The 18,504-nt window shown below is 39.9% G+C and carries 17 protein-coding genes; 14 read left to right on the top strand and 3 right to left on the bottom strand.

Going from position 1 to position 18,504, the window contains the following annotated elements:
- Positions 1-43: 43 nt before the first annotated feature.
- Positions 44-472, top strand: a complete 429-nt coding sequence (gene hypR, locus G8Y84_RS07670) for a redox-sensitive transcriptional regulator HypR (RefSeq protein WP_107358255.1) — start codon at positions 44-46, stop codon at positions 470-472.
- On the top strand, positions 469-1,785 hold the full coding sequence (gene merA, locus G8Y84_RS07665) for a hypothiocyanous acid reductase MerA (protein ID WP_165806240.1): 1,317 nt from the start codon (positions 469-471) through the stop codon (positions 1,783-1,785). Before hypR ends, merA begins: the two co-directional genes overlap by 4 nt.
- A gap of 39 nt (positions 1,786-1,824) precedes the next feature.
- Here the strand turns inward: merA and G8Y84_RS07660 are convergent, their stop codons facing one another.
- Both G8Y84_RS07660 and cstR read right to left on the bottom strand, forming a co-directional pair.
- Positions 1,825-2,577, bottom strand: a complete 753-nt coding sequence (locus tag G8Y84_RS07660; RefSeq protein WP_103159212.1) for a sulfite exporter TauE/SafE family protein — start codon at positions 2,575-2,577, stop codon at positions 1,825-1,827.
- A gap of 2 nt (positions 2,578-2,579) precedes the next feature.
- Entirely contained in the window at positions 2,580-2,840 is a 261-nt protein-coding gene (cstR, locus tag G8Y84_RS07655) for a persulfide-sensing transcriptional repressor CstR (protein ID WP_037576274.1), read from the bottom strand.
- A gap of 137 nt (positions 2,841-2,977) precedes the next feature.
- Between cstR and G8Y84_RS07650 the strand changes: the two genes are divergently transcribed.
- From G8Y84_RS07650 to G8Y84_RS07615, 8 genes are all read left to right on the top strand, one after another.
- The gene (locus G8Y84_RS07650; protein ID WP_107367903.1) at positions 2,978-4,057 is read left to right on the top strand and encodes a DsrE/DsrF/DrsH-like family protein; all 1,080 of its coding nucleotides are present in this window, start codon (positions 2,978-2,980) and stop codon (positions 4,055-4,057) included.
- 12 nt (positions 4,058-4,069) lie between these two features.
- Complete coding sequence (gene cstB / locus G8Y84_RS07645; RefSeq protein ID WP_107367902.1) at positions 4,070-5,410, top strand: persulfide dioxygenase-sulfurtransferase CstB; 1,341 nt, start codon at positions 4,070-4,072, stop codon at positions 5,408-5,410.
- Between the two features lie 128 nt (positions 5,411-5,538).
- Complete coding sequence (locus G8Y84_RS07640; RefSeq protein WP_107377292.1) at positions 5,539-6,504, top strand: LacI family DNA-binding transcriptional regulator; 966 nt, start codon at positions 5,539-5,541, stop codon at positions 6,502-6,504.
- Positions 6,505-6,506: 2 nt separating this feature from the next.
- Positions 6,507-7,388, top strand: a complete 882-nt coding sequence (gene rbsK / locus G8Y84_RS07635; RefSeq protein ID WP_165806239.1) for a ribokinase — start codon at positions 6,507-6,509, stop codon at positions 7,386-7,388.
- On the top strand, positions 7,381-7,770 hold the full coding sequence (rbsD, locus tag G8Y84_RS07630; protein ID WP_105963257.1) for a D-ribose pyranase: 390 nt from the start codon (positions 7,381-7,383) through the stop codon (positions 7,768-7,770). The genes rbsK and rbsD overlap by 8 nt, the downstream gene beginning before the upstream one ends.
- Positions 7,771-7,782: 12 nt before the next feature.
- Positions 7,783-9,279: a sugar ABC transporter ATP-binding protein gene (locus G8Y84_RS07625; RefSeq protein WP_107366353.1), complete on the top strand. Its 1,497-nt coding sequence runs from the start codon at positions 7,783-7,785 to the stop codon at positions 9,277-9,279.
- Positions 9,260-10,198 carry an ABC transporter permease subunit gene (locus tag G8Y84_RS07620; protein ID WP_103159209.1) on the top strand — a complete coding sequence of 313 codons (939 nt, stop codon included), beginning with the start codon at positions 9,260-9,262 and terminating at the stop codon, positions 10,196-10,198. The genes G8Y84_RS07625 and G8Y84_RS07620 overlap by 20 nt, the downstream gene beginning before the upstream one ends.
- Before the next feature lie 18 nt (positions 10,199-10,216).
- The gene (locus G8Y84_RS07615; RefSeq protein ID WP_037576250.1) at positions 10,217-11,131 is read left to right on the top strand and encodes a D-ribose ABC transporter substrate-binding protein; all 915 of its coding nucleotides are present in this window, start codon (positions 10,217-10,219) and stop codon (positions 11,129-11,131) included.
- A 589-nt stretch (positions 11,132-11,720) separates the two neighbouring features.
- Here the strand turns inward: G8Y84_RS07615 and G8Y84_RS07610 are convergent.
- A complete protein-coding gene (locus G8Y84_RS07610; protein WP_165806238.1) occupies positions 11,721-12,908 on the bottom strand; it encodes an MFS transporter in 1,188 nt (395 codons plus the stop codon).
- Positions 12,909-13,027: 119 nt separating this feature from the next.
- On the opposite strand from G8Y84_RS07610, the gene G8Y84_RS07605 reads away from it, so the two are divergent.
- The 4 genes from G8Y84_RS07605 (at position 13,028) to G8Y84_RS07590 (ending at position 18,292) form a co-directional block, all read left to right on the top strand.
- Positions 13,028-13,930: a LysR family transcriptional regulator gene (locus G8Y84_RS07605; RefSeq protein WP_037576245.1), complete on the top strand. Its 903-nt coding sequence runs from the start codon at positions 13,028-13,030 to the stop codon at positions 13,928-13,930.
- Between the two features lie 84 nt (positions 13,931-14,014).
- On the top strand, positions 14,015-14,506 hold the full coding sequence (locus G8Y84_RS07600; protein WP_165806237.1) for a peptide-methionine (S)-S-oxide reductase: 492 nt from the start codon (positions 14,015-14,017) through the stop codon (positions 14,504-14,506).
- A gap of 24 nt (positions 14,507-14,530) precedes the next feature.
- Positions 14,531-16,534, top strand: coding sequence for a cation:proton antiporter (locus tag G8Y84_RS07595; protein WP_107387759.1), 2,004 nt, complete (start codon positions 14,531-14,533; stop codon positions 16,532-16,534).
- Positions 16,535-16,966: 432 nt separating this feature from the next.
- Positions 16,967-18,292 carry a YjiH family protein gene (locus G8Y84_RS07590; RefSeq protein WP_210433488.1) on the top strand — a complete coding sequence of 442 codons (1,326 nt, stop codon included), beginning with the start codon at positions 16,967-16,969 and terminating at the stop codon, positions 18,290-18,292.
- Positions 18,293-18,504 lie beyond the last annotated feature (212 nt).

The following is an 18,504-nucleotide window of genomic DNA, read 5'->3' as shown; positions in this document are numbered from 1 at the left end:
ATGCTTAAATGTAACTATAAAAGTTACAATAAGAGGTGGCCACATGAATTTAGAATTTAACATTGCAGTTCATGTTATGTGTTTTTTAGTTAAACACTCAGAAGAAAGATGGAGTAGCCAAGCATTAGCCGATTCGGTGTGTATTCACCCCGTACAAATTCGTCGCGTCACGACGAAACTGATTGAAGCGGGCTGGGTAGAGGGGCATCGTGGAAAACAAGGGGGCTATCAAGCGAACGTCCGTACAGCTGAAGTTTCATTAACAACCTTGTACGATGTGTTTGTCCCCCAAGATATGACGAACCAACGTGTACTCACAGGGGCTACGGATAACACCTGCCAAATTTCCCGGGAAATCGGACACACCATGTCGACCTTCTATCGCAGAGAGCACGACTATGCGAAAAAAGTGTATGACGGACAAACGATTCAAACGATTTTAAACCAATTATTAAAGGGGTCTATACGATGAAAAACTACGATATTGTCATTATAGGATTTGGGAAGGCAGGGAAAACCCTTGCGAAAACCACAGCAAGCCAAGGCAAAACAGTGGCGATGATTGAACAATCTCCTAAAATGTACGGCGGAACATGTATCAATATTGGATGTATTCCTTCAAAAACGTTAATTCATGCGAGTGAGACGCTAGATTTTAATGCGGCAATGGTACGTAAGACAGCGGTTGTCGAAGCGCTGAACAATAAAAATTATCATAACCTTGCTGATGAGAAAAACATTGATGTGTACGATGCGAAAGGTCAATTTCAAACCGAACATGAAATCGCACTTATACATGAAAATGATGAAGTGACGACGATTCGTGGAGAAATTATTGTCATTAATACGGGTGCAACACCAGTCATCCCTTCGATTCAAGGTGTTGATACTTCTCACTTTATTTATGATTCTACAGGGATTATGGCACTTTCAACACAACCAAAACGTTTAGTGATTATTGGTGGGGGATACATTGCGCTAGAATTTGCCTCACTTTTCGCAAGCTTTGGTACAGAAGTGACGGTCCTAGAACGTCATGAAAAAGTGCTCGCCAAAGAAGATGAAGTTATTGCTGAACAAGTGATTCATGATTTAGAAAAGAAAGGTGTACAAATCGTGACACATGCTGACACGCAAAGCATCAAGGATCAAGACAATGAAGCCATTGTGGAAACTTCTGAAGGAACTTTCCATACTGATGCGATTTTACTTGCGGCAGGCAGAACACCGAATACAGATCTTGCTTTAGAAAACGTCGGCATTGCACTCGGAGACAAAGGTGAAATTCCAGTGAATGAACACCTACAAACAACAGTGCCCCACATTTATGCGTTGGGAGATGTTAAAGGAGGCGCTCAATTCACGTATGTCTCATTAGACGATTTCCGAATTGTGCGTGATCATCTGTTCGGTGACGGAAAACGGACAACCCACAATCGTGGTGAGATTCCTTATACGGTTTTTATTGATCCACCGCTCTCACGTATCGGCTTAACAGCCATAGAAGCAAAAGAACAAGGCTATGAGATTAAAGAAGGCGTCCTTCCAGTCAATCAAATTCCACGTCACAAAATTAACGCCGATGCCCGTGGCCTCTTCAAAGTGGTGGTCGATGCCAAATCACACCTTATTTTAGGGGCATCCCTTTACGGCGCACATTCTGAAGAAATGATTAACTTCATTCACCTTGCCATGAAGCAACAAACAACGTATGATGTTTTGCGGGATATGATTTATACGCATCCAACGATGATGGAATCGTTTAACGATTTGTTTAATATATAATGAAAGCACCGTCACTCTCCAGTGGCGGTGCTTTAATGTTTAAAAAATCAGTTGAATAATAGCGATAATAATCAAGAAACTAATAATCCCTTTTTGAATAGAACTTGAGATTCGGCGACCGATTCTAAGGCCTATCGGTGCAAAAATAATACTTCCTAGAATAATAGCTATAGCTAAATCTAGAGGGATGTGGCCTTGGAAAGCTTTCATCGCAAAAGCCCCAATTGATGAAATAAAGGCGATAACAATACTATTAGCAACCACTGTATTCATTGGTAATTTAAATACGGCTAGAAGTATGGGGGTAATAATGAATGCTCCTCCAGCACCTACAATACCAGATAATGTACCTATCACTAAGCCAATCCCTATGAGTAAAATAGGGTTAAAATTAGATTTTTGTGGCTTTGGAGTGACTTTAAAAAATAGTAAGAGTAAAGCCAGTATAGCGATGATAATATAAACAGTATTCACAAAAGTGGCGTTTAAAGCGTTGGCCATCGAAGCGCCTATTATACTTCCTAAAAACATTCCTGAACCCATATTTAAAACGAGATGAGATGAAAATTCAGGTTTCTTTTTTGCAGAATAAGCGCCACTTAATGTGCTAAAAAATACTTGAGCTGAAGTCAATCCTGAGGCAAGGTAAGGACTCATACTCGAAAACCCAAATAGTGGAGGAATAAGGAGTATAGCCGGATAAATAATGATGGCCCCACCTATTCCAACTAGGCCTGAAATAAAACCACCTACAGCGCCAATAGCAAAGAGTAAAATGATTTCGTAAGTCATTGTTATTTAGCTTTCACGAGTAACTCAACAGCTTCATTTATAAGCTGTTGAGCGTCTGCATCATTTTCCTCAGCTTGTTTCACACATTCTATTAAGTTTTCACTAATAATAATACTAATTAATCTTTGAATAGAACCTTTCGATGCACTCAATTGTGTGACAATATCTTTGCAGTCCTTATCCTCTTCCATCATTTTAATGACTCCGTTTAATTGCCCTTGTACACGTTTAATTCGATTGACTAATTTTTTATCATATTCCATAACTTTGTCCTCCATAAAATTTTAAGTAAACCTAGCATAAGTGGAAAAAATCATTTTGTCAAATACCCCATACCGTATTTGACAAATCGAAATCACCTTGTTAATATACCCCTATAGGTATTAAAAGGAGGTCAAAAATGACAAGTTTTAAAACGAAACACATTACGGAATTTTATCAAAGTGAATTAGAAAAGTTAGGGGAACAACAACAATTAATAGATGTAAGAACAAAAGAAGAATATGAAATTGGACATATTAACGGAGCGCTTTTATATCCTGTACAACAAATAGAAACGTTAGATTTACCTAAAGACCGTACGTACTATATTCATTGTAAAAGCGGGGGGAGAAGTCGAAAAGCAGCAGAGGTATTATCGGCAAAGGGTTACAACGTTGTAAATTTAGATGGGGGATTTGATGCGATAAAAGGGCAACTTTCAAATGTTGAGACACCTATGACACGTAAAAATATTTCTCATAGTGATGAATTGAAAGAAAATCGTATTAAGCGTGATTATAGTGGTTTACAATGTCCGGGGCCTATTGTCGAAATCAATAAAGAAATGAATCAAATGGGCGAAGGAGAGCAACTTGAAGTTTCGGTCACTGATTTTGGATTTAAACAAGACGTGCAAAGTTGGGTGAAACAAAGAGGCTATCATCTTGTCATGTTAGAAGAAAATGTGGATCACATTCATGCAGTTATTGAAAAAACAAAAGAAGAAGACATGAGTGTGACACATAGAGACAATGGAACAACAATTGTTTTATTCAGTGGTGAGCTGGATAAGGCTATTGCTGCACTTATTATTGCGAATGGCGCAAAGGCTGCAGGACGGGACGTTAGCATTTTCTTTACGTTTTGGGGACTTAATGCGCTCAAAAAAATCAATCAAGTTCCAGTAAAGAAAAAAGGTATCGCAAAAATGTTCGACATGATGTTGCCAAGTAAACCTGAATACATGCCAATTTCAAAAATGAATATGTTGGGTTTAGGTAACTTAATGATGCGCTACGTCATGAAAAAGAAAAATGTCGAAACATTACCTACATTACTCGAAAAAGCGGTCGAACAAGATGTAAAGCTTATTGCTTGTACAATGAGTATGGATGTGATGGGCATTTCAACAGAAGAACTTAGAGAAGATGTAACTTATGGTGGTGTCGGTGCCTATATTGGAGACACTGAAAACGCACGACATAATCTATTTATTTAGGAGGAGAATTCAATGTATTTTAAACAATTTTACAATGACCATTTATCACAAGCATCTTATTTAATCGGGTGTCAACGCACGGGTGAAGCAATGATTATTGATCCGATTCGTGATTTAACGCAGTATGTTGAAGTTGCTGAAAAAGAAGGGTTTACCATTACACAGGCTGCAGAGACACATATTCATGCGGATTATGCCTCTGGTATTCGTGAGGTTGCTCAACGCTTAGGGGCAACGATTTATGTTTCAAAAGAAGGAGAGGAAAGTTTAGGATATCGAAACATGCCTAAACAAACACAATTTGTAGGGCATAAAGATAAGATAAAGGTTGGAAATATTGAGTTAGAAGTTTTACACACACCTGGTCATACCCCAGAGAGCATCAGTCTATTGTTAACTGATATTGGAGGAGGAGCCTCTATACCAATGGGACTTTTCAGTGGAGATTTTCTTTTTGTGGGTGATATCGGTCGTCCGGATTTACTTGAAAAAGCCGTACAAGTGGCAGGATCTACAGAAAAAGGCGCTAAACAAATGTATGAGTCGGTTCAAATGATAAAAAATTATCCTGACTATATTCAAATTTGGCCAGGTCATGGCGCTGGAAGTCCATGTGGAAAAGCGCTAGGCGCGATTCCTATGTCAACATTAGGCTATGAAAAAATAAATAATTGGGCTTTTCAAATAGAAGATGAAGCCGCATTCATCGAATCATTAACGACAGACCAACCTGCACCTCCAAAACATTTTGCCAAAATGAAGCAAATTAATCAATTTGGAATGGAGGATTACCAACCTTATCAAGTTTATTTGAGTCAAGATGATGAAACATTGGCTTTTGATTTACGTTCAAAAGAAGCCTACCATGGTGGCCATCAATTTGGAACGATTAATATTCCATATGATAAAAATTTCATTAACCAAATCGGATGGTATTTAAATTACAATGAAGACATTCAACTTATTGGAGATAAACCAACAGTTGATGCAGCAGTACACACGCTTCAACTAATTGGATATGATCGTGTTAAAAGTTATAAAAAACCTTCATTTGAAGTCAAGACAAAATCGATACACAGTTATGAAGTCACTGGGGAAGAAGAGCATGTCTTAGATGTTCGTAACGATAAAGAGTGGGCAGCGGGTCATTTAAGTCAAGCGCAACATTTAGCACATGGTCAACTTTTAGAAACGACAGTTCCGTTTGCGAAAGATGCCCCTTTATATGTCCATTGTCAATCAGGCGTAAGAAGCTCAATAGCAGTTGGAATACTAGAAAAGCAAGGATTTAAAAACATTATTAATGTGCGTGAAGGTTATCAAGCTATTCCAGGTAAAGCGAAAAGCGTATAAAGTTCAATTAAAACACACTTTAATCTAGGTTAAGGTGTGTTTTTTTATGTGAAAATTCAATTTGCCAAATTGTAAAAAGAGTGATAGTTTATATGTAAACGTTTACACATTTAGAAGAGGTGAACGCTGTGGCAACGATTAAAGAAGTGGCGCATTACGCCAAAGTGTCTGTAGCGACGGTCTCACGGGCAATTAATGGAAATGGTTATGTGAAACAAGAGACACGTGACAAAATTGAGGCTGCGATTCAAGCTTTAAACTATCAACCGAATGAAGTGGCACGTTCACTGAATATGAAAAAATCAAAACTTATTGGCTTATTGTTGCCAGATATGAGCAATCCTTTTTTTACACTTGTCGCGCGTGGGGTGGAAGATATGGCGATGGCACGAGGATATCATATTATGATTGGCAACGGTGCGATGGATGAAACGAAAGAATTAAATTATTTGTCTATGTTCAAAGTCAATCAATGTAGTGGAGTCATCGCTTCACAACTGTCGACGCCGCACGCTTTTGAACAATTACATGCGCTCCAATCCCCATGTGTTCTTATTGACCGAGCGGCCGAAGGAGATACATGTGTTGAAGCGGACCATGTGCAAGGGGGCACACTTCAAGCTGAAACAATCCTACAGGGCAACGCGACTTCTGTATTACTGCTCTATCAAAACTTAGATTATACGTCCTTTCGTGCACGGTTCGATGCAGCAAAAAAAGTGCTAGAAGAAGCAAATGTGTCGGTGGTAACCCAATTAGAAGGCGCCTTGACAGAAAAATTACTGGAACACTACATAGACACCTATACTATCGATAGTATTATTTGTAGTAATGACGTGATGGCGTTTAAAGTCATGCAGTGGTTGCACACCCTCAATATCAAGGTGCCAGAAGAGGTGCAAGTGGTGGGCTATGATGACATTCCATTTGCAACAATGTTTATTCCGACATTAACGACAGTTCGCCAACCGGCTTATGAACTGGGCCAACAAGCGACACAACAATTAATCGATGAACTTGAAGGACGTGTAGCGCCAACGTCTACTATTTTAGAAGTCGACATGGTGCATCGTGCATCAACAAGGAGGTCATAAAAATGAAAAAAATATATGTCATCGGTAGTGTTTCTATGGATTTAGTGGTTGAAACAAACGTCGTGCCTCAAAAGGGCGAGACAGTCTTAGGGGAATCCTTTTTTACCGCGCCTGGGGGTAAAGGGGCGAACCAAGCGGTGGCTGCTGCCCGTTTAGGAGAAAATGTTCATATGATTGGACGCATCGGCGATGATGATTTTGGCCAAGAGATTGTTCAAAATTTCCAACGTAACGGTGTGGACGTAACCCATTTGAAAGTCGTGCCAAATATGCCATCCGGAACAGCGCATATTACGTTAGCAGACCACGACAACAGCATTATTGTCGTCCCTTCAGCGAATCATGAAGTGACCTATGCGAACATAAAAGCGCAACTCGCAGAACTGCAGTCTGGCGATATTGTGTTAATTCAGCAAGAAATTCCAGTAGAAACAGTCGAGCAAGTGTTGGCGTATTGTCACCAACACCACATCACGTCTATTTTAAACCCAGCACCGTATCGGGAAGTCAGTGACGCGGTGATTGCGCATGCGGATTATATTACGCCGAATGAAACAGAAAGTGAGGCCCTTTTTAAAGGAGATCTCGAAAAAGCTTTAGAACGTTACCCTAATAAATTGATTGTCACGATTGGCGACAAAGGGGCGCGTTACTTTAACGGAGAAGACCATATTACAGTAAAAGGCTATACACGCGAAGTCAAAGATACCACTGGGGCAGGGGATACGTTTAACGGTGCACTTGCTGTCGGCTTACAAAAAGAGTGGCCGCTAGAAAAAGCCATCGCGCTAGCAAACCTTGCTGCAAGTGTTTCAGTGACGGGCATGGGTGCACAAGGCGGCATGCCAACGTGGGACGAGATTAGAGGTGAACTCGATGTATAAAACAGGCATTTTAAACAGTGACATTTCCACGGTGCTCAGCCAACTGGGTCATACGGATTGTATTATGATTGCGGATTGTGGGTTACCTATTCCAGAAGGGGTCAAGCGCATTGACCTTGCGTTAAAGTTTGGCGAACCGTCATTTATGGACGTTTACACCGAAATTTCAAAACATATGGCCATCGCGTCAGCAACGGTGGCTAAAGAGATGCAACACCATAATAATTTGTTATTTGAAAATCTTAAAGAGGACTTTTCAGATTTCAAGACCGTCTCCCATGACGAATTGAAACGCCGATCTCAAAACGTCAAAGCGATTATTCGGACAGGAGAAGCGACCCCATACGCTAACATCATTTTACAGAGCGATGTCTTATTTTAGGAGGAGTGCGACATGATTACGATGCGTCAAATTCATAAAGCCTTTGGCGAAAACAAAGTGTTACAAGGCGTCGATTTTACTCTCCGACGAGGTACTGTCCACGCCTTAATGGGCGAAAACGGTGCAGGTAAATCGACACTGATGAAAATTTTAGTAGGGATTCATCAAAAAGATCGAGGGGACATTCTCATCTCAGAGGAATCCAAAGTATTCAATAATCCGAAAGAAGCCGAACGCGCTGGATTTGTTTTTATCCATCAAGAATTAAACATTTGGCCTGAATTAACCGTTTTAGAAAATATGTTCATCGGTAAAGAAATTAAAAACAAATGGGGCCTTTTGAAAACAGCAGAAATGGAAAAACAAGCGAAGGCCATTTTTGAAAAATTAAATTTCCATATTCCGCTTCATAAAATAGCCAAACATTGTTCTATCGGGGAACAACAAATGATTGAAATCGCCAAAGCCCTCATGACTGAGGCGAAAGTCATTATTATGGACGAACCGACTGCGACTTTGACAGAAACAGAAATTACAGAATTGTTTAAAATGATACGCCATTTGAAAAAACAAGGTGTAGCGTTCGTCTACATTTCACATCGGATGGCGGAAATTTTTGAAATATCGGATGAAATTACGGTGATGCGTGATGGGCAAACCGTTTTTTATAAACCAACACAAGAAACCGCTTACAATGACATCGTGCGCGCCATGGTCGGCAGAGATTTAGAAGATCAATACCCGGACCGCCATTATGAACCGCAAGATATCATTTTAAACGTGTCACACCTCACCAATCCTCAACATCAGATTAAGGATGTCGCATTTGATTTAAGACGCGGAGAAATTTTAGGTGTCAGTGGTCTGATGGGCGCTGGGCGTACTGAAATGATGCGCAGTCTGTTTGGCTTAGATAAGGGAACGCATCATATTGAAATCAATGGAGAAAAAGTGTCTATTAAAACACCCGAAGATGCCATGAAACATGGGCTCGCACTGATTACAGAAAATCGAAAAGATGAAGGGCTCATTTTAGATTTTTCAATTCGTGACAATATGGTGTTGCCCTCCTTAAAAAGCTTTTCAAAATACGGCTTTGTGAAAGAAAAAGAGTCCAATCAATTTGTCGATCGCATGCGAGACCGCCTAAATATAAAAACACCGCATCAGCAACCTGCGGGCACTTTATCAGGAGGCAACCAACAAAAAGTCGTGCTCGCGAAATGGATAGGTACCGCCCCGCGTATCATTATTTTTGATGAACCGACGCGCGGCATTGATGTAGGGGCGAAACGTGAAATTTATCAGCTGATGAATGAATTGACCGAACGTGGTGTCTCTATCATTATGATTTCCTCAGAACTGCCAGAAGTGATTGGGATGAGTGACCGTGTCATGGTTGTTCATGAAGGGCGCATTGCCGGTCATTTGACGGGAGAGGATATGACAGAAGAAAAAATTATGACACTGGCGACAGGAGGAACATTACATGAAAACATTAACCGCTAAAACATCTTTATTTGAAAAGCTGATTCCATTCGTAGGACTCATCTTACTGATTGTGATGATTAGTGTACTGAATCCGGCATTTTTAGATTTATCGAATTTACTCAATTTATTAAGACAAGTGTCAATTAATGGGCTGATTGCGTTTGGGATGACGTTTGTCATTTTAACCGGTGGCATTGATTTATCCGTGGGGTCTATTTTAGCGCTTTCGTCGGCATTTATCGCATTAATGATTACGAGTGGGGTTGACCCAATCATTGCCATTATCATCGGCGTACTGATTGGCTTTGTTCTAGGTGTAGTCAACGGAATTTTTGTCACAAAAGGCAACATGGCACCATTTATCGCAACACTAGCGACGATGACCATCTTCCGTGGACTGACACTTGTCGTGACGGATGGGAACCCAATTACGAATTTAGGGGACAATTACTTATTCCAACTCTTTGGTAAAGGTTATTTCTTTGGTATTCCAGTGCCAGCCGTTACGATGACCCTTGTTTTTATCGCTTTGTTTATCATTTTACATAAAACAACTTTTGGACGCCATACGTATGCGATTGGTGGCAACGAAATCGCAGCTAAAATTTCAGGTATTAAAGTGAATCGCGTCAAAATTTTGATTTATGGGATTTCAGGATTTATGGCTGCATTAGCCGGCGCCATTTTAACTTCACGACTGAACTCTGCGCAACCGACAGCAGGAACGGCCTATGAACTCGATGCCATTGCGGCCGTGGTATTAGGTGGAACGTCACTTACAGGCGGTAAAGGGCGCATTGTGGGTACATTGATAGGGGTGCTTATCATTGGTGTGTTAAACAATGGGTTGAATTTACTCGGTGTGTCTTCGTTTTATCAACAAGTCGTTAAAGGGGTCGTTATTTTAATAGCGGTGCTCATCGATCGAAAAAAATAAGGAAAGTAGGAGACGTTCATGAAAAAAACTATCGTCATCTTTTTGGCATGTCTTTTGCTATTAGCGGGATGTTCCTTAGAATCACCCGTCAAAAAAGACAAAAGTGGCAAAACGAATAAAAACAAATCTGACATCACAATAGGTGTAAGTATTTCCACATTAAATAACCCATTTTTTGTGACAATCAAAGATAATATTGAAAAAGAAGCCAAAAAGCAAGGCATGCAAGTAAAAGTCGTTGATGCACGGGATGATTCCGCAAAACAAACGAATGACATCGAAGATCTTGTGCAACAACAGGTTGATTATTTAATTGTCAATCCGACTGATTCAAGTGCGATTTCCAGTGCCGTCCAATCCGCGAATAACGAGGGCATTCCTGTCATTACGTTAGACCGTTCGGTAGATAAAGGCGAAGTAGCTTCATTTATTGCCTCAGATAATGTTGAAGGCGGTAAAATGGGCGGTAAGTTTATAGTTGATAAAGTTGGGAAACAAGCGAAAGTCGCCGAGCTTGAAGGGGTGCCAGGAGCGAGTGCGACACGCGAACGAGGCAAAGGCTTCCATGAGATTGCCGATAAAGATTTAAATATTGTCTCTAAACAAAGTGCCAAATTTGATCGTGCAGAAGGGTTAAATGTGACACAAAATATGATTCAAGCGCATCCGGATATTAAAGCGATTTTTGCGCATAACGATGAAATGGCATTAGGCGCAATTGAAGCGATTGGAGATAAAGACATTGTCGTAGTGGGCTTTGATGGTAATGAAGATGCGATGAAAGCCATTAAAAATCATCAACTCGATGCGACCGTGGCCCAACAACCGCAATTGATGGGGAAAGAAGCGGTGCAGACCGTATTGAAATTAATGGACGGGAAAAAAGTAGAAAAAGCCATTAAAATCCCATTGAAACTTGAAACAGCGAAATAAGAAGAGATGTGAAAAAAAGCGCTCTGTCAAATCAGACGGGTCACATCAAATTAAGGAGTTAGGCAATCATGAATTGCTTAACTCTTTTTGTTTAGGAGCAAAAAGACTTGAACATTGATGGCACCGTCAGATTTTTATAGACCTCAAAAAATCGAAAATTCTTGAGCTACTCCTCATTTTTTACCACAACAAACCCCTGACGTGACCAGACGTCAGGGGTATTATTGAGGGTTTTAAAATAGGTTGAACGTATCGGTTGTTACAACCGTATGTAACATACCGCTTTTTAGGAGAACCATATGTGTGTATCGCTTTATCGCAATAACCACCCTATTAGGTTGACCTTTTGAGGTGAGGTGGATATGTAGTAGGGGACCCAACCTCCCTAGAAGGTCTTCAGATTTGGACGACGAGCATGTGAGACTAATTTCTGAATTACGATGCATTTTTGGAGGATGTAATGCCAGAAAATCACAGCTCATACTTTTGAAGGGAAATGTGTTCAAAATGTAAGGGTATCATCTTGAACATCTTTAAGATAACACAAATTTTAGAATATGTAAAATAAAAAGTTAGGTATACCTAAAAATTATTCGTTAGAACTTGATATATGGCGTTTTGATGCACTTTTACCATGTGCGAAAAAGTAGCCGATAATAGCGAAAACACCGATCATCGCCATTAAAAGATACAACATACGATAACCTGTAAATGGTATTAGCGCACCTAAAATAAAAGGACCGATTCCTGCCCCAAAATCTAGAAAAATAAAAAAGGTGGAGGTCGCAAGACCCATTTTTTCTTTGGGGGATTGCTGAATCACAATCGTTTGCCCACTTGGCACAATCGTACCATAGCCAATCCCAATAAGTCCGGCTGCGAGATATAGCAGCACTGGTCCATGTGTGAGAGATAAAAAGACAAGCCCTAACGCAAACGCAACTAACACAGGATAAACGATGACATTGGGGCCGTAGTAATCAAATATTTTGCCGGTGAAAGGACGCGTCACAAATGTAAAAATCGCAAAGACCACAAAGAAAAAGCTTGCAGCTGTCGAAAGGTTGATGGTCTCAGCATAAATCGTTAAAAAGGATAATACGCTTGAATAAGCCATACCGACTAAAACAATCACAAACGACATCGGAAGCGCTTCTTTTTGGAAAAAGGCACTCAAACCTTTTGGACGTTCATGGTCCTCTTTGTTCAATGTGCTTGGGAGATCTGTTAACCCGAAACTCAAACCTAGCGCAATAATAATAACGAGTGTACTCATGATGAAAATGGAAGCAAAGCCCATGGTTTGATTAAAGACGATTCCTAAAAATGGACCGAGTGCAGAGGCCATAGTTACACTTAAGGCATAATATCCTAACCCTTCTCCTTTTTTCACATCAGGTACAATTCGAGAGGCATAGGTCCCTGTAGCGGTAGAGGCTATCCCGAAAGCGCCCCCATGTAAAAAGCGCACAATCAACAATAAAGTGAGCGATTGTGTCAAAAAATATAGGCCAATCGTCACGATAGAAAAGACAATACCGAACATAATCAATTGTTTTGGACGTAGGCTGTCAATGATACGACCTGTGCCGAGACGACCTAACAACATGCCGATAATGAAAATCCCCGCCGCTAGTCCACCTAAACTTTCTGGCGCATGAAATTCAGCCATCGTATACGTAGCTACCGTCACAATTAACGTATAATGAATCAAATACATTAAAAAGTTAATACCTGTGACAAAGATAAATGGCTTTGACCAAAGTTGTGCATTCAATTGAAAGACTCCTTTAACTCCTAAAATAAGACACTCTTTATTATAGTAAGTTGGAAATCTTATGTATAATTAGAAATAATGATAGATACATTAGTTTTGCTAATGGATAGAGGTGACTTATGAATTTTGAACAATTACATTATGTTAAAGCAATATTTGAAGAAGAATCCATCATTCATGCGGCACAAAAAATGAATATCACACAATCAGCGTTGAGCCAATCCATCGCAACGTTTGAGAAAGAAGTTGGTTACCCCCTATTTCACCGTTCGAAAAAAGGTACACTCCCAACCGAAATGGGCAAACATTTAATGCCGTACATTCTTCAAATGATAGAAACCGAAGCCCAATTGAAAAACGAAGTCAAAGCGATGCAATCAGACGTCAGTGGCACGATTAAAATTGCGACAATTCCTACGCTCTTTCATAAAATTATTCCAAAAGCGTTGTCACGTTTTAAAGAAGATTATCCGCATATTTCAGTGGAAGTCATCGAAAGCGAACGCGATGACATCCTTCACATGGTCAAAAACGAAAAAGTGGATATCGGTTTAGGAGGCATGCGAGCTGATGAAAATTTAAGTCAAGAGGTTCACATCCATCCCTTAAATATAGAAACCGATTTTAGACTGATTGCTCCTAAAAAATCAAAACTTGCGCTCAAACAAAAGGTGACATTAGAAGAGGTGCAACCGTATCCTTTTGTATTATTTGATCGTAATATTTACCATAGTAACTTCGAAGCTTACGAAGCGAAAAATGGCCCATTAAAAATTGTATTTCGCACCTCTAATCCGAGTGTCGTTATCCGTACCGTGTCAGAGGGATTAGGCGTAAGTGTCGTCTCAAATCTCATGATTGAAGACAACCCATTTATTTTACACGGGGAGATTGCGGCGATACCCATTGGGGCGCCTTTTGATTTCAAAATGTCATTTGCGGCATTTACAGCCAAACACAACGATGCCTCGCGTCATGCGACGGTGCAAAGATTTATTTCCTATTTGATGCACCATGTTTAAAAATGGGGCATAGTGACTCTTACTTCAGATTTAGGATAACAGTCATGTATAATAAAACTAATCACGATAAAAGGAGAATCGCTGATGGAAACGATCTATCTTGCAGGGGGATGTTTATGGGGCGTGCAAGCTTTTGTGAAGACGATCCCCGGTGTCATTCATACTGAAGCGGGGCGCGCGAATGGTCAAACGACAAGTCTCGATGGGCCTTATGATGGCTATGTCGAATGCGTCAAGACGACATTCGACCCCGAACAAGTGTCAGTGGAAGCGCTTGTGCGAGACTTGTTTGACATTATCGATCCATACGCCGTCAATCGTCAAGGGTACGATGTCGAGCCGAAGTATCGAACAGGTGTATATAGCGAAAATAAAGCACATCTTGACATTGCGCGCCAGTACATCGCGCAACGCGAGGATTATGATAAAGTTCAAGTGGAAGTCTGTCCTTTAACACAATATGTTCCGAGTGCGGCGGAACATCAGGACCGCTTGGATCATTTTCCTGACGATTATTGTCATATCCCACACGCCTTATTACATAAATATCAGCGAGGAGATCGCGTGATTCAATAAAAGTTGAGAACAGGGGTTTTTTGAATGCAGTTATTAGAAGCATATATCTTTTTTATTGTGGCGGTGATACTCAGTTCAGTCATAAGCATGAAAATACCAAAAGTACCTGTCGCGTTCATACAAATTGCACTTGGGGTGTTGTTGTTTTTAATTCCGATTACGATTCATTTCGAATTTAGTTCCGAAGTGTTTATGTTAGCCGTGATTGCGCCACTCTTATTTGTCGAAGGGTCGAATGTGCACCGTGAGAAATTACTCCAATACATTAAGCCCATCACATTGATGGCGATGGCGCTTGTGTTTGTGACCGTGATCGGGGCGGGATTCTTTCTCCACTGGGTATGGCCGGATTTACCGATGGCTGCCGCTTTTGCGATTGCCGCGATTTTGTGTCCAACAGATGCTGTTGCCGTCAAAGCGATTACAAAAGGGAAGATTTTACCTAAAGGCGCCATGACGATTTTAGAAGGAGAGTCGTTATTGAATGATGCCGCGGGGATCATTTCATTCAAAATTGCCATCACTGCTTTAATTCTACATACGTTTTCAGCAGTTCAAGCGATCGAGCAGTTTGTATTGTCGACGATTTTAGGAATACTGGTCGGTCTAATTATTGGTGTGATGGTTGTACGTCTTCGCATTATGTTGCAGACGAAAGGGATTAAAGACAATAATACCCTCATCTTCATCCAATTATTGACACCGTTTGTTGTTTATATCGTCGCTGAACTGGTTCATGCGTCAGGAATTATTGCCGTGGTGGTGGCGGGGCTTATTCATGGCTTCGAACGCGATCGACTCGTCCGGGCACAACCTGAAGTACAAATGAGTTATGGTCAAATTTGGAGTACGCTCAGTTACGTGCTCAATGGATTTGTGTTTGTGATTTTAGGTTATATCGTTCCGAATGTGATTGTGGAAATCATCCAAAATGAACCTGAAAAATTAGTCTTTTTATTAGGCGTTACGGTGCTCATTGCGATTGCCATTTACGTTTGTCGCTTTTTGTGGGTCTTTGCCTTTTTCAAGACTTTTTATTACCCGAGAAATACACGGTTTTCGTTTAATAATGATGAGACACCTGAACCGATGAGCCGTTTCCATTATGCATTTATTATGACGATGTGTGGGATTCATGGGACGATTTCAGTGTCATTGGCCTTAACGTTACCTGTCTATTTGGCCCATCAGCAGTTATTCGAGTTCCGAAATGATTTGATTTTTATCGCTGCGATGATGGTATTATTGAGCCTAATTATGGCACAAATCGTATTGCCGCTTGTGACGAAATCTGCAGAAATTGTGCCGAATAAAGGGTTAACTTTTATAGATGCTAAAATGCGGATATTAGCCGAAGTCATTCATCGGATGAAAATGACACCCGAAGCGAGTACGATGACGTCCTTTGGTCCGGTCGTTCAAGAATATTACAATGAATACATGTTTTTATTGCGCAATCAAAGTCATCGTAAAGATGCGAAAGAGTTTCGGAGATTAAGTGAAATTGCGAGCGAAGTCGAACAACACACCTTAGAACAACTTGTCCAAGAAGAAAAAATAGATAAACAGGGTTTAACGCAATATCGCATCATCGTCGACAATTCGCAACATTTTAAAGAAGCGGATTTTATTGAAAAATTAAAAATGATGATGAAAATGTTTATGTTACGTTATCGTGCAAGAACAGGTAAAATGAAAAAGCACATCGATATCAAAACGTTAGACCAAACGTTGGACCAAGTGTATCGTAATGTATCCGCGCGTTTGGCCGAAGAAAGAAACAGTCAAAACGTATTAGAAATAGGGATGATTAATACGTCTTACTTCACAAGAATCCGCAGTAAATCCCGTCGTAAACCGAAAGAACCTAAAGCGAAAGAACAAACGCGCCGAATGAAACTCTATGCGGTCTATACACAACGAGAAGTGCTCGATGAAATGGTCTTAAATGGTGAAATTACTGAACATGACATCGCCGTTAGACTTCGAGAAGAAATCAGTTATAATGAAATTTTAGCCGATAAATAATGAAAACGCCTAAAGCCAAACCCATGCTTTAGGCGTTTTTGACGTCTTCTTGATAAAAAGGGATGAGATTATGAAAAACGGAAAAGAAAATTCAAAAGAGTTGAGGGGATAAAATTACATCTTTCCAATTTCTGAAACTAGTGCATTTGACCTATAATTCATGTAAAATAGAAAAGTGAAAATAAGCGTTTTATTGCATATTTATACGCAAAAGTGAGGAGTCGCACGTCGCGTGAATGATAAACATACAAATAGAGAACGAAATATAAAGACAGATTGCGCTGTTTTTGAAATACACAATGTAAAAAAATCCTCCTTCCCACAAGGATTTATGACATTATTAAGAAAAGAAACTTCATATGAGAAGGGGTGGAAAATGTGAATACGTATAGTAAAAAAGAGATCATTAAAGGACGACTAAAATTTATTATTATGTCATTAATCGGCATTTTCTTGTTTTTATTACCGATTAGTCTCCCTAATGATCAAGGACAATCAGAAACAACACTTCCGATTGCATGGTTGTCCAATTTAATGAAAGATTTGATTGGTGGGGCGATGCCCATCATTATTTTAGCGATTATTACACTTTCAGGAATTTTAACGGTCCTCTGTAGTACCATTTATAAAGACAAGCTTGATCCAGAAAGACAAATGGCAAAAACATTTTCTGTGGGGCCATTATGGGTGATTGTGCGTTTACTCGCGGTAGTATTTGTGTGGCTAGTTTATTTCAAAGTTGGCACGGAAGTCATCTATTCTAGTGATACAGGAGATCTTGTATTTAGCAGTTTATTACCGACATTAGTTACTATTTTCTTTTTTGCAGGTTTGTTTTTACCATTTTTAATGTCTTACGGTTTATTAGAATTTTTCGGGCCGATCTTCAGACCAATTATGCGTCCCTTATTTAAATTGCCAGGACGTTCAACCGTGATTAACTTGGCTTCGTTTTTAGGTGATGGTACAATCGGCGTCATGATCGCAAGTGAACAATACAATCAAGGCTATTACACCCGTCGTGAGGCAACGACGATTGCGACGATGTTCAGTGTGGTTTCTATCACATTTGTTATCGTCATAGCGGAAACCATTCATTTATCACATCATTTTTATTATTTCTATTTAACAGTGATACTCGCATGTTTGGCCTGTGCGATTATTTTGCCACGTTTATGGCCTTTAAATCGTGTGCCAGACACATTTAGAAATAACAAAAAACATGCCACGTTACAAGAAGAGGATTTAGGAAATAAAAATCCTGTCGTTTATGGTTTTGAACAAGCGACAGAACAAGGCATTAAAGCGCCAGGTGCAAAACAATTTTTCAAAGATGGCTTCAAAACAGTGATTGATATGTGGCTTGCGGTATTACCCGTCGTGATGACGATTGGTACGCTTGCGACAATTCTCGCCACGTATACACCGATCTTCCGAATATTAGGGTTGCCGTTCTTGCCACTGTTTGAAATCTTGCAAATTCCTGCAGCAAAAGAAGCCTCTGAAACAGTGTTAATCGGTTTTGCGGATATGTTTTTACCGTCATTACTCATTGAAGGCGTATCCAGTGATTTAACACGTTTTGTGGTAGGGGCATTGAGCGTCAGTCAATTGATTTATTTATCCGAAGTGGGTGGCGTAATTTTAGGTTCTAAAATCCCAGTGAGCTTGCCAAAACTGTTTGCGATTTTCTTAATGCGTACGATTATCGCATTACCGATTATTGCATTGATGGGGCATCTCTTATTTACATTTTAAACATTAAAAACGGATTTTTAGTTGCAATTAAAACTTAAGAAGTCTTGGCTTTGGAATCAATCAATCTGCCATATTTACTCACAAATCAAAGTTAAAAATTCTGTTTTACTGATTTAAGTGTTACTCAAATAGCCATCAAAATTTATCTAAGGGTAAATTTTGGTGGCTTTCTAATTTTAAGTTGGTTATAACCTAGCTCTTTAATGAAATGA

Origin of the sequence: Staphylococcus sp. 11511212, assembly GCF_011394755.1 — a bacterium.
In the GTDB taxonomy this organism is placed as follows: Bacteria; Bacillota; Bacilli; order Staphylococcales; family Staphylococcaceae; genus Staphylococcus; species Staphylococcus chromogenes.
The sequence above is the reverse complement of the archived record's forward strand: the minus strand, read 5'-3'. Positions and strand labels throughout refer to the sequence as shown.

Coding starts and splice junctions, on each gene's coding strand:
- hypR (WP_107358255.1), top strand. CDS start 44: ATGAATTTAGAATTTAACATTGCAGTTCATGTTATGTGTTTTTTAGTT.
- G8Y84_RS07615 (WP_037576250.1), top strand. CDS start 10,217: ATGAAAAAAACTATCGTCATCTTTTTGGCATGTCTTTTGCTATTAGCG.
- G8Y84_RS07590 (WP_210433488.1), top strand. CDS start 16,967: ATGTCATTAATCGGCATTTTCTTGTTTTTATTACCGATTAGTCTCCCT.
- G8Y84_RS07650 (WP_107367903.1), top strand. CDS start 2,978: ATGACAAGTTTTAAAACGAAACACATTACGGAATTTTATCAAAGTGAA.
- G8Y84_RS07625 (WP_107366353.1), top strand. CDS start 7,783: ATGATTACGATGCGTCAAATTCATAAAGCCTTTGGCGAAAACAAAGTG.
- G8Y84_RS07620 (WP_103159209.1), top strand. CDS start 9,260: ATGAAAACATTAACCGCTAAAACATCTTTATTTGAAAAGCTGATTCCA.
- cstB (WP_107367902.1), top strand. CDS start 4,070: ATGTATTTTAAACAATTTTACAATGACCATTTATCACAAGCATCTTAT.
- G8Y84_RS07605 (WP_037576245.1), top strand. CDS start 13,028: ATGAATTTTGAACAATTACATTATGTTAAAGCAATATTTGAAGAAGAA.
- merA (WP_165806240.1), top strand. CDS start 469: ATGAAAAACTACGATATTGTCATTATAGGATTTGGGAAGGCAGGGAAA.
- G8Y84_RS07595 (WP_107387759.1), top strand. CDS start 14,531: ATGCAGTTATTAGAAGCATATATCTTTTTTATTGTGGCGGTGATACTC.
- rbsK (WP_165806239.1), top strand. CDS start 6,507: ATGAAAAAAATATATGTCATCGGTAGTGTTTCTATGGATTTAGTGGTT.
- G8Y84_RS07600 (WP_165806237.1), top strand. CDS start 14,015: ATGGAAACGATCTATCTTGCAGGGGGATGTTTATGGGGCGTGCAAGCT.
- G8Y84_RS07660 (WP_103159212.1), bottom strand. CDS start 2,577: ATGACTTACGAAATCATTTTACTCTTTGCTATTGGCGCTGTAGGTGGT.
- cstR (WP_037576274.1), bottom strand. CDS start 2,840: ATGGAATATGATAAAAAATTAGTCAATCGAATTAAACGTGTACAAGGG.
- rbsD (WP_105963257.1), top strand. CDS start 7,381: ATGTATAAAACAGGCATTTTAAACAGTGACATTTCCACGGTGCTCAGC.